We start from the raw sequence: 12,835 nt of genomic DNA, 5'->3' as shown, positions 1-12,835 counted from the left end.
GCCCATTGATCCAGCGCGCGGCAGGTAAATTCCGGGCCCTGATCGGTTCTTATCGTCGCAGGATATCCACGAAACAGCGCAATGCTGTCCAGAATCCGCGTGACCTGAACACCTGAAATCCCGAAAGCGGCTGTGATCGTCAGACACTCTTTCGTGAAATCATCTACGCAGGTCAGGCACTTAATCCGGCGGCCGCTGGCAAGTGAATCCATGACAAAATCCATCGACCATGTCAGGTTCGGCGCATCCGGGCGAAGAAGCGGAAGCCGTTCAGTCGCCAGCCCCTTACGGTGCCGCCTGCGTTTTACACCCAGACCGTTAAGGTGACAGATGCGGTAAACCCGCTTGTGGTTGACGTGAAAGCCCTCCCGACGCAATAACTGCCAGATGCGGCGGTAACCAAATCGGCGGCGTTCAAGTGCCAGCTCTGTGATACGTAAAGACAGCTGCGCGTCAGCAGCCGGGCGCTGAGCCGAATAACGGCAGGTTGAAAGTGACAGACCGGCCAGCCTGCAGGCACGGCGTTGCGACAGACCCGTTGTCTCACACATGGCTTCCACGGCTTCCCGCTTCTGGTCCGTCGTCAGAACTTTCGGCCCAGAGCCACCTGAAGCGCCTCCTTATCCAGCATGGCTTCAGCGAGCAGCTTCTTAAGGCGGGCGTTCTCCTCTTCAAGTGACTTGAGCCGCTTCACTTCGGGGACTTCCATGCCGCCAAACTTCCTGCGCCAGGTGTAAAAGGTGGCGTCTGAAATAGCATGCTTACGGCAGAGTTCCCGGGCCGAAACCCCGGCTTCTGCCTCGCGGAGAATACTGATGATCTGTTCGTCGGAAAATCGCTTCTTCATGGGGATGTCCTCATGTGGCTTATGAAGACATTACTAACATCGCGGTGTATTAATCAATGGGGAGCAGGTCAGTGGCTAAGGGTAAAGTTATTCCGGATGCAAGAGTAAAAGAAATTCAGCCTGCCATCACGGGGGTGGTGCGCCATATTTACGTTGATGACGGGCAACGTGTAAATGCTGGTAACGTTTTGATGGTTCTGGATTCCACACAGGCAGAAGCCGATTTAACTAAAACCGAGGCGTCAAGAGCGGAGTCCATGCTGGCGATAATCAGGGCAAAAGCTTTACTGGATGCGCAAATCTCTGGTCATGTCCCTGAGATGAAAGTCAGTGATGGACTCTCACAAGCCGATGTTAACGCCACGAGCCGTTTTGCTGACGGTATTTTCATGGAGTACAAAGATAAGCTTAACCGTGCGGATGCTGAGCTTACACAGCATCGTGATGAACTGGCCACGACTTTACAGGACATTGAACGCTTAAAATCTACGGCACCGTTGGCAAGAGAGCAGGCGAACAGTTATAAGCTGCTTGCCAAAGATCATTATGTCGCAAGAAATGACTACCTTGACAAAGAGCAGACGGCGCTGGGGCAGGAGCATGACCTTACGGCCAAACGCAGTCACGCTAATGAACTCAAAGCTGCTATTGATGCGCAGATTGCAGAAAAAGCCTCAGTAGGTTCACAATTCCGACGGGAACAGCTCGATGCTCTGGAACAGGCTGAGCAAAAATTAAAACAAAGCGTCGAAGATGAAGTTAAGGCTAAAACACGCAAGCAATTGCTCAATCTCGTGTCGCCTGTAAGTGGAACAGTTCAGCAACTCAGTGTTCATACGATAGGCGGTGTGGTCACCAGTGCTCAGAAAGTGATGGAAATCGTACCTGATGATGCGATGGAAGTTGAAGTTAACATAGCGAATAAAGACATTGGTTTTATAAAAGAGGGGCAGAATGCCACAGTTAAAATTGATGCTTTTCCCTACACGTACTATGGCTATATCAAAGGGAATGTAATTTCAGTATCAAATGACGCCGTTCAGGACCGTAATCATGGCTTGAATTTTACTGCCAGGGTACACCTTGATAAAAGTGGCATTGAGGCAGGAGGTAGATGGATTAAACTGACGCCGGGCATGACCGTGTCCGCTGAGATTAAAACTGGAAAAAGAAATGTCTGGCAATACTTTTTCGACCCGCTTATCAGAATGAGTAATGAGAGTCTGCATGAAAGATAATAAAATATTGCCTGTGATGGCCTTAATACTCTCAGGCCTGTATACAGTGAAAAATCATGCTTCTGATATATTTGACACTGAAGCTGATGTTCCTTCCTCACAGGCCGCACCGGTATATGGAAACTCAATATGCGAGTTTGGTCCATTGCCAAGCCCACTGGCTTTGAATGATGCACTGGAGCGCAGTTTATGTAATAACCCCAAAACGGCACAAAGCTGGGCTGAAATAAAGGCAGAAAGCGCCGCTGTCGGCACAGCTAAAGGTGCATACCTGCCAACTTTCTCCTTGTCCGGAAGAGAAATCAGCGAACGTTCTGAAACAAATGTTGCCGGGCACCCGGAGTTTGGCTCAGTCAATTCATCGCCAAATTATTCTGCAGACTTTAGTTTAAACTGGGTGCTCTATGATTTTGGAGCCCGCTCAGCAGCTCTGCACAAAGCGAAAGCTCTTCTCGTTGCTGCTGAAGCCAGTCATATGGAAACTCTGCAGTCTGTGATGATAGCCACCGCCAAAGATTATTATGCAGCACAGGCTGCTGCTGGAAACCTGGCTGCTGCGGCTGATATGGAAAGAATTGCCTCAAAGAGCGTAGAGGTGGTTGTAACTAAAGAAGGGCATGGTGCTGCTTCAGTCGGTGATGAATTACAAGCAAGAACGGCCTGGCTGCAGGCTAAAACTGAGAAAGAGAAAGCAGAAAATACGCTTGAGAATGATTTAGGTGTTATTGCTATCGATATGGGGTTACGCCCAGACAGTTACATAAATCTGGCAAATGTCCAGGAAGGTCTAAAACCTGATTTTAGATTTAAGGAATCAGTTTCAGCATTAATCGATGAGGCAATTAAAATACATCCGGCGCTGCTTGCGGCTCAGGCTCAGTTACAGGCAGCAGAAGCTGAGGTCGATCAAACGAGGGCTGAGGGAATGCCCACTTTAAGTCTCATAGGGAAAGCCAGCCGCGATAATCAGAAAGTCAGCGCAGGAATAGGCCAACCCTATCTTGACTCCTCTCACAATGACAGATACATAGGCATTCAGGTCTCGGTCCCTTTGTTTGAGGGATTCACTCGGGAATATAAAATCCAGGAAGGTCTTGCTCAGGCTGAGCAGAAGCAGGGGGCTGTCTCCGAAGTAAGACATAACGTTGAACTTGATGTATGGAAAAGTTTTCAGTCTCTTAAAGCTAACACAAATAATTTACCATTAACTGAAAGCCTCTTCGATAACACCAGAAAGTCCTATTCAGTAGCAGAATATCGCTATGAGAATGGCGTGGGTAATATTATTGAATTGCTCAATGCCCAGAAATCTCTTGCTGATGCAGAGAAGCAGCAGATCCAGGCTCTGACTGACTGGCGTTACAGCAGGCTCGAGCTCTCGGAAAAGTTAGGATTACTTGGGCTGAATAATTAAGATCCTGCAATTTTCATCGTAAAGCACTCCGAACCCTAAGCCGTCATCATTTGCGTCCTCAGCCGCGAACCCTGGAAAAAGGACGATAATGCGGACATCTCAATATAGCCAGAGGGAGGTGCGGACGATTTCCTGGACCATCAGGAGATAATTCATGCACTCATATGAAGATCGTATCTGGGCTGTGGAGCTTTATTTCAGATATGGAAAAAGGCTGACAGTTGTTGTCAGGGAGTTGGGCTATCCGTCCGTTAAACAGCTTGGTCGGTGGGTTCGGATTTTTGAGGAATACGGCGACTTACCCAGGGAATTAAAACCCAGAAAACGCTATTCACACGCGCAGAAAGTCGCTGCGGTCGAGCATTACCTTACGCATGGCGGTTGCCTGGCCTATACGCGCCGCGCTTTTGGCTATCCCAGCAACGAAGTGCTTAAGAGCTGGATCGAAGAGATTTATCCGGGACGGCGGTCCCTGATTTTTCGCTCCAACACACATAAATGCTTCAGCCAGGAAGAAAGAATCCAGGCTGTCCGTGAGCTCTGCACCCGCCGTGGAACAGCCCTTAAAGTTGCACAAAAGATAGGTATCAGCGTTCCGGTCCTGTACAAATGGAAGAAAGACCTGATCGACGATGAGGCTTATCAATCCATGCGTAAACGAAAACCAGCTCCTCCGGATAAGCAGCAGGATGCACTGCACGATGAAATAATGCAGCTGAAACAGCAGGTTCATCAGCTACAACTTGAACGTGACATCCTGACAAAAGCGAATGAACTGATAAAAAAAGACATGGGCATCAGCGTCCTGACCCTGAAGAACAGGGAAAAAACCCAACTCGTTGATGCCCTTAAGGAAAGCTATCCAGTTGCTGAACTGCTCAGTGCTCTGCAGCTCGCACGAAGTTGCTATTTTTATCACAAAGCGGACCTTCGTCTGCATGACAAGTACGCGGAAATACGCATAACCCTGGCAAAGATCTTTGAGGGAAATTACCGATGCTATGGTTACCGGCGTCTTCACGCGATGCTCCGTAAAAACAACACGTACATCTGAGAAAAGGTTGTCCGCAGGCTTATGGCTGAAGAACAGCTGATAGTTAAGCGTGCAGGGCGTCGCCGTTACAGCGCTTACTGCGGAGAAATCGGGCAGGCACCTGAAAATCTTCTCGCCAGAAACTGGGGATCACAACATAACAGTCCAGGAAAACATCCGCATCTCCAAAGTGACATTACTATATTGGTGCTACATGCTTTGTTGAGGCTGTTTTTAAATGTCCGCTCTCCGGCTAAATTAAAATGTCCGTCAAGTCTTGCCAAATATCGCCTTGTTATGAGCCTGCAAGTCAGTAAGCGCTTCAAGCAAGTCATTTTCATTCAGTGCCCGTTGGGGCTTCTTGGCTGGATCCTTTTTGCGTGTCCTGTGCGTTGTCGGTACTGACAGCGATCGCGTGTCGTCTCGTTTATCCTGCACCAGCTTAGCTGCAGCCAGGACATGTCCCAGCCGTTTGTTTTCTACAATCGCTCCCTGGTCAACCTCAGCCAGCCGATCATAGGCAGAGCAGGGAAGTGCAGCATTGTTTCCCCAGAGTTTAATTCTGCCATCGGGATAGTGGTACACCTCAATGTATTTCCCCATTACGCGCCGACTTTTTTCATTATCTTCAAGCAGATACAGATTTTTATCATACTGAAATGTAAGTGATTTTGAGACCCTGCGAGGTTCCCGCCACGTAAATATCTGTTCCAGATTATCACCAGCATCAAGCGGCCGGTGAACGTCAAAATCGTGCCTTGGTACCTTCGCAAACCGCCGGTTGTAGTCTGCCATGAACTCAGCGGCAAAGGCGTTGGCGGCTTCCGGCGTGCTAATTTTGCGCAGTCTCAGCTCTTTGACCAACCGATCCTGAAGCGTCAGATGTGCACGCTCCACGCGACCCTTGGCAGAACTGGTGTTGGCGCAGATGCCCGTGATGTTGAGCTCGTTCATCGCACGCCCGAACTGCGTCTGGCCGTCACCGCCAACCGCATTTTTGTTGTTAATGCGAAACACGCTGGCCTTGTCGCTGTAGAATGCCAGCGGTTTACCGTGCTGCTCCAGATAGCCGCGGGTGGCGTCAAAATAGGTGAACGTGGACTCAGATTTTACGAAGTGGAGCTGCATCAGGCGGCTGGTTGCGTCGTCAACGTAGACCAGCAGCGTGCAGGCGGGGCCGCGCTCCTCAAACCAGCGATGATCGCAGCCGTCAATCTGTATAAGTTCGCCAACGCAGGCGCGACGATATCGTGGCTGCTGGATCCTCGGCGCACGCATTTTCCGGGGATCCAAAGTCCCGCCCGAACCATCAGCTGACGCACGGTCTCTTTGGCCAGCACAACGTCATGGAGTTCGGCCAGCTTCTCGCAGGCGAGCGTGGGACCAAAGTCGGCATAGTTATCACGGATGATGCCCAGAGCAAGTTCAGCAAGGCCCGGAAGAAGCTGGCGATTACCACGCAATCCACGGCGGCGGTTCGCCAGTGCCAGCGGCCCGGACTCGCGATAACGTGCAAGCAGACGCCGTCACTGGCGATCCGTAAGGCCAGGTCGTTGTGATGCAAGCGAAGTGGTGAGCCTGCCATCAATGACATCCTGCAGGATTTTGAAGCGGTTAACTTCATTCATCGTAAAGTACTCCGAACCCTAAGCCGTCATCAGTTGCGTCCTCAGCCGCGAACCCTTGAAAAAAGCCGATAATGCGGACATTTCTATACAGCCAGAGGCGGACATCTGAATTTAGCCGTTACATTATTAGTGCGCATAATGCTATTTATGTTAAATAAAATATCCTGTTACGCACTCAGCCAGCCCGATTATGCCTTATCCAGGTTCACTTAATTTTAAGTCACGCGCGGCTACTTTAAGCATAATGGCAAGCGATTTAAGCCAGCCTTTCGCAATCTCAAATGATGGTGGCTTTGTATCCTTAGAAATCCAATAACTGTTATTACTTTATTTGTTTTTCAATCATATAAAATGAACGGCGCTGTTACTTTACTCAACGCTATGAATGCTTTGAAAATTAATCAGTCCCATATTCTGCATCAGGCGTTAAGAATTCTGATAACTTAACCTTAGCCAGTACCTGAGTATTTTTAGACATACAGATATTAGGTTGCAAAAAACCTCATATTCTTCGTCAGTTAATAAACTACGTTGCTGGAAACCCATTTCAAACTCCTTCTTAAAATACCCCGTGTAGCTGACCTGCCCCCCATTGATTAACACACCTCAATGTTAGTAATGTCTTCATAAGCCACATGAGGACATCCCCATGAAGAAGCGTGTTTCCGATGAACAGATCATCAGTATTCTCCGCGGGGCTGAAGCCGGGGTTTCTGCCCGGGATCTCTGCCCTAAGAATGCCATTTCAGACGCTAATTTCTACACTACACTTGGCTCAAGAAGTTTGGCTGCATGGAAGCCCCTGAGGTAAAGCGGCTTAAGTCACTTGAATAGGAGAACGCCCCCCTTAAGAAGCTGCTCGCCTAAGCCATACAGGGTAAGGAGGCGCTTCAGGTGGATCTGGGGCGAAAGTTCTGACGACAGACCAGAAGCGGGAAGCCGTGGAAGTCATGTGTGAGATCGCCTGTCTGTCGCAACGTCGTGCCTTCAGGCTGGCAGGTCTGTCTCTTTCAACCTGCCATTATTCAGCTCAGCGTCCGGCTGCTGACGCGCAGCTATCTCTACGCATCACAGAGCTGGCGCTTTGGTTACCGGCGGATCTGGCAGTTATTGCGTACTGAGGGCCTTCACGATGCTCCCAATCTGACCTGGCCAATGGATTTCATCATGGATGCACTGACCACCGGTTACAGGATCAAGTGCCTTCTTGGTACGGGTCTGCGCTAAACCAGCCAAACTGATCGCAGAAGAACGCTAGATTACTTCATCCAACTAGGACTGATTGCCGAATCCATATGGACATAAGTCATAAAATTAGCTGAATCAACATGATTACCAATTCCCCAAGCTTCATGACTACCCCGCATGATGGCAAACTAATTAGTTTTAAGCTGATTTCTGCATCGGCCACGGCATAGTCGATTAATGTGGCCCTGCGCTTCATGCAGCATTTACTCAGTTAAAAAATGATTACATCCACAATGTTTATTAAATAACGTCACAAAATTGATTAATCAAATTGAAGTATAGTAAAATTTTTAAAGTATATAAAGATTCCAGCTTTGGGCAAAAAATAACAGTTTACTTTCAATAGATTATAAAAAATCTCTACAACAAGGATATAAAACGATGGACATAAAAAAAGTCGGTGGGGCTGGACTACACGCAAGTGAACTCAGAGCAATAAGTAAAATGGAGCAGCGCTTCCAGAGTAGCTGGCACGGGTTCGCGGGGCTGGTTGCTTCGGATGCTCAGGGTCCAATGGAAATTGATTGCCTCATCATTACTCATGACCGGCTGCTTCTAGTCGAACTCAAAGAATGGAATGGTGTCATCGAATATGATAACGGAATGTGGATACAAAATGGTCAAAACCGGGGTAAAAGTCCTTTTGCTATCAAGCGTGAACATGCTCTTCGTTTGCAAAAGTTACTGGATAGAGAGCTATCACATAACCTTGGATACTGGCTCACTGTAGAAGCTCATGTAGTGCTTTGCGGAAGTGCTACGGCAGACAATCTTCCACAGATTGAAAGGCCTTTTGTACACTCACTCGATGAATTTTTAGCCATTCGTGACACATTAAAGTATGAAGAATTAGTCGCAAATAAAAAACTTGCCGATTTTTTTAGTTTATCTGGAAAATCAAGACCAAATTCCGAAAAGTCTCTGCAGATCATCTATAAATTTATTGAAGGACCAAAAATCAAAAAAAAAGAGCTCGTAGTTGGTAATTTCCAAGCTCACACAAACAAATCTTGGTTTGCTCACAGAAACTCAATCTACAAAGAATTCTTGGCTCAAGATAAAACAATGCCGTCAGCTAAGGGATTGATACGTCGCTGGGACTTTAATCAATTAGGTACTATACATGCCTTGCAATCAACCTGGTCCGATATAGCGCTACGCGAAAATCGGATAGGAAAGTTTGTACGTGATAATAGTAGTATGCGAGATTACCTGCTTAGATATGTTAATGATGTTTCGGCTGAAGATATTACGGAAGATTTTTGTGAGCTTTATGAGTTACCACGAAATACTGAGCGTTTGGATGAGGTTATAGCCAGTGAATCTGCTTCATGGTCTAAAGATCAGAGGATTGATAGGGTACGTGCTCTTCTAGCCCCTTTTGGGGATTTACATGCATTGAATGTTGCTCACCGCGATGTAGATCCGCATAACTTGTGGTATGCAAACAATCACGCCAGTATCCTAGCGTCAGGCTTTGGTGCCGCATTTTTCCCGGAAACGGGAACTGTGGCTGAACATCGAAAATTATTACAAAGTTCACCAGTTGCACTACCTGAAGACGCTATGTGTGAAGGCGAAATCATTGATGCTTTTCGTATCGACGTATTCCTTCTGGCATGCGTTGCTTATCAGATTTGTTTTAACCAGAAACTCGAGCAAGTAGACGGTGTTCCCGAATGGACTCCTCCTGTAAACGATCCTTTTGATGGATTATTGAGTTCTTGGTTCGAAAAATCCTTATCGTGGGATGCTGCTGAACGCTTCGAAAGTGCTCATAGCATGCTGGGAGAATTCAATTCTCTTACAGGAACACGTCCTGAAGAAGATAAAGAATCACAACAGATCCTCGAGCAATTGCTGCACAGCCCACATAGAAGGCAGGAAATTACTCCATACTTAATTCTCCAGACTTTCCCTCCATCTCCAGAGCAGCTTCAGAGTGCCTTTGAGGCTTTATCCAATGGCAATAGTAAGAAATCATTTTTAGCTAATAAAGATGGTCAAGAAATTTTAGTAAAACTGTGGGATAGCGTCCAAATATCTCAAAATGAACCTGGATCAAATCGCAGAGTATTGCAATTCATAAAACGGCTTGAAAAGTTCCAGGAAGCAACCTTAGCAACACCGAAAATAATAGACTTTGGTTTAATGAATCCTCAAGGATTATTTGTAGTTACAGAATATGTAGATGGTGAAAACTGGTCAGATTATTTGCATGATTTAACTCTTTCTGAGAAAGATAAACGAAGCCTTGCCGTTAATCTCATTAATACCGTAATGGATTTCCATGAAAAAAGATTTGCCCACGGAGATTTGCAACCAGCCAACATTCTTGTAAAAGATTCCAATGCCGAACAAATCATGCTCGTTGATGTACTTGATTACGGAAGTGAAACCGAAGCATTTAATACAGATTATGGACCGGCGAATCCAGCAATTACTGATGCATATGGTAGAGACCGATATGCAGTCTTCAAGATTGTTGAAGAACTTTTTTCGGGAGACTTACCTACACAAGTTCAAGAAGAGCTAATTAGAGCTCGAGATAATCAAACACAAGTTCCAGTAGATCTTGCTCCGTTACTTTATTCACTACAAGTAACTCATGAGACCGAACAGCTTGAAATATCGGAACAGCCACAGGTACAAGAAAAAGAACCGATGTTATTGAGTTGGAGGGTCAATAACTTTCCGACAACTCCTACACTTTTGGCTCCCGCTGACGGTGGTTACTACTTCAACTGCAAATGGGTTGATAGTTTAGCAGGTGGTTCGGGGAGCGAACTGGCTTGCTTCATTACAGGTAATGCTGCTTACTTACAAGTTAACGTTAATGTGGAAGCACGAACCATTACCAAAGTCCGATACACAGCCCCCATTCCACTGAGTGATGTTGTTAGTGCTCAGCGACGTTCAACGGGGAGGTTATCACATCCTATTGCTCTAAAAAATGGCCCTGTAGATATAACGTGCTCTTTAGTGGATGCGATTTTAAGCATGGAAGCTGTGATTGATGCCATTATTGAGAAATTAAATCTAACCGTAAATGTTTCTGAGAGTCCTTTAACTGATGAAGAACGTAGGGAATTATCTCCAGAGAAATTGTGGAAAACATTGGCTGATTCTGAAGGGCAACTTCGACAAACCTTCCAAATTGAATCCATGGCAGAGGAAAAAGTTAGCGATAGTGGTTATCCCATGTATCCTTATTCGTGTGTCGATGGACGAGATTTGCAGATTGATGCTGATGAAACTTACTACATCTACCAACTTAAGTCCGATGAAAAACTTGGAGAACTTGTTGTAAACGAGACGAGCAGTAGTTTTGTTGCTATACAACCAGTTAACAATTGGGCGAGTAAGCAGTTCACTCCCGGCAAGTCGTTTCAACTTGAATCCATTCGAAGTAAATCGTCTAGAGATCTTAGACTCAAGGCTTTAAACCGGGTAATAACAAGAAAATCAATCATACCTAATTTGCTCGACTACTTTGATGTTAGACAGCGTCCTGCTCTAAGGGAAATGATTGAACGTCCATCGGTGCAAAAGCTACGTGAATTATATGATGCTCGTGGTCAGGAAACAAATAGCAAGCAAATCGAGGCATTTCAATTTTTGGTAGGCCAAGGTCCTGTTGGAGTACTTCAAGGCCCCCCTGGCACAGGAAAGACAACTTTCGTCAGTAAATTCATCCATTATCTGTTTGAGCATGCAGGTGCAAAAAACATCCTACTTGTAGGACAGCAGCACTCTGCAGTCGACAATGTCGCAATAAAGGCCCGTGAACTTTGTGCTGATAAAGGTCTTGAAGTGGATACAATTCGAATTGGCAGTGAATCACTAATCGATGATCGTATGCTGCCAACACATAGCCGAGCTTTGCAACAAAAAATCCGCCACAAATTTCACCGGGAATACGACATACGAGTCAATGCTCTATCATCGAGGTTGCAACTACCACATGAGCTTATACAAGATGCAACACGATTGCACCGTAGCTTGGCTCCATTACTAGTACAATTAGGACAAGTTCAACGACAGCGGGAAAAGCTTTTACGTACTGGAGGAGATGCTAACGAGGCCCATGCTAACCAGTTGACAGAATTAATGGTTCAGAGAAATCGGACTTTGGAAACGATTGAAACTATGATCCGCCAGCAATTTGAAGGTGCGGTTGGTGATATGCCAACAGATAGTGATCTTTTACTCGACAAATTGCTTCAAGTCTTAGCTCAAAGCCATGGAGTTAATAATCCCGTTAAAGTTGATCGTCTACATCGATTGCTATCCTTAAGTCAAGAATGGCTCGATGTCCTGCGTTCAGGAGAGGCTGGCTATGAGCGGTTTATGTTAAAAACTAAGCAATTAGCTTGCGGCACTTTAGTGGGGGTTGGACGCCGTAATTTAGAGCTTGAGCAGACCGAATTTGATTGGGTTATTGTGGATGAAGCCGGTCGTGCTCAAGCTAGCGAATTAATGGTGGCATTGCAAAGCGCTAAACGTGTGTTGTTAGTAGGAGATCACAAGCAATTACCACCATTTTACCAGAATGGACATATCAAACACGCGAGTAAATTACTTGATGTAAGTACGGAGGCTTTTAGAGAGTCTGATTTTGAACGTGCCTTCAAGGCATGTGGTGGAGTGACTCTGGATACACAATATAGAATGATTGAACCCATTGGCGACCTAGTATCTGCGTGCTTTTATGCCGATGAAATTGGAAAGCTACACACAGGAAGAGGGCCAGCCAAAAACTGGTACAATGAGTTGCCATCACCTTGGAATAAAGGTGTTAGTTGGATAGATACTACCTCTGAGCAGGGTGAAAGAAAGGCTAATCCTGGTTACATCAACCAACACGAAATAGACCTGTTACTACAATCATTACGCGTACTTGTTGAGGCTGATGCTGTAGAACATCTGCAAAGAACCGTCACTAATGAACAGCCATATCCAATCGGAATTATTACCATGTATAGGGCTCAAAAAAATGAAATCGAGACCCACCTTAATCAAGCTGAGTGGATGGGGCCTCTACGCAACTTGATCCGAATCGATACAGTTGATTCTTACCAGGGGCAAGAAAACAAGATCATAATACTTAGTTTAGTGCGGGATAATTCCACTGCTTTGCAGGGGTTTTTAAGAGATACACCGCGAATTAACGTTGCTATTTCTCGAGCTCAGGAGCGCTTAGTAATCCTTGGAGCAAGTAGAATGTGGCGCAAGGATAACAATGATTCTGCATTGGGGGCGGTCTATGAATACATCGCAGAGCAAGCATTACAAGACAATAGCCATTACCAAATGATTACGAATCTTAAATTTGAAAAGGAAGCTATGCCAATATGAACTCGCCTTCTATAGAGATTAAAGCTCGTATAGGGAATCGCATTACTATCCTTATCCCTGCTAGAAAAT

The 12,835-nt window shown here is 46.1% G+C and carries 3 protein-coding genes and 4 pseudogenes; 5 read left to right on the top strand and 2 right to left on the bottom strand.

What is annotated here, in order from left to right:
• Positions 1-847 (bottom strand): annotated as a pseudogene (locus C7433_RS20975) (IS3 family transposase); the annotation flags it as partial.
• Between the two features lie 71 nt (positions 848-918).
• Here C7433_RS20975 and C7433_RS20970 point away from each other — a divergent pair.
• The 3 genes and pseudogenes from C7433_RS20970 to C7433_RS20960 form a co-directional block, all read left to right on the top strand.
• Positions 919-2,085, top strand: coding sequence for an HlyD family type I secretion periplasmic adaptor subunit (locus C7433_RS20970; protein ID WP_233255811.1), 1,167 nt, complete (start codon positions 919-921; stop codon positions 2,083-2,085).
• Entirely contained in the window at positions 2,075-3,499 is a 1,425-nt protein-coding gene (locus tag C7433_RS20965; protein ID WP_158281347.1) for a TolC family protein, read from the top strand. Before C7433_RS20970 ends, C7433_RS20965 begins: the two co-directional genes overlap by 11 nt.
• A 154-nt stretch (positions 3,500-3,653) precedes the next feature.
• Positions 3,654-4,685, top strand: a pseudogene (locus C7433_RS20960) (IS3 family transposase); the annotation flags it as partial.
• A gap of 117 nt (positions 4,686-4,802) precedes the next feature.
• On the opposite strand, the pseudogene C7433_RS20955 reads toward C7433_RS20960, so the two are convergent.
• Positions 4,803-6,160: pseudogene (locus tag C7433_RS20955) on the bottom strand (ISNCY family transposase).
• Between the two features lie 649 nt (positions 6,161-6,809).
• Here C7433_RS20955 and C7433_RS20945 point away from each other — a divergent pair.
• Together C7433_RS20945 and C7433_RS20940 are read left to right on the top strand one after the other, a co-directional pair.
• Positions 6,810-7,366 (top strand): annotated as a pseudogene (locus tag C7433_RS20945) (transposase); the annotation flags it as partial.
• A 423-nt stretch (positions 7,367-7,789) separates the two neighbouring features.
• Positions 7,790-12,766, top strand: a complete 4,977-nt coding sequence (locus tag C7433_RS20940; protein ID WP_110268833.1) for an AAA domain-containing protein — start codon at positions 7,790-7,792, stop codon at positions 12,764-12,766.
• Positions 12,767-12,835: the final 69 nt, after the last annotated feature.

The sequence above is a fragment of the Pantoea sp. PNA 03-3 genome (assembly GCF_003201175.1).
GTDB lineage: Bacteria > Pseudomonadota > Gammaproteobacteria > Enterobacterales > Enterobacteriaceae > Pantoea > Pantoea stewartii.
Note: the sequence above shows the minus strand (reverse complement) of the source record. Positions and strands in the feature narration are given on the sequence as shown.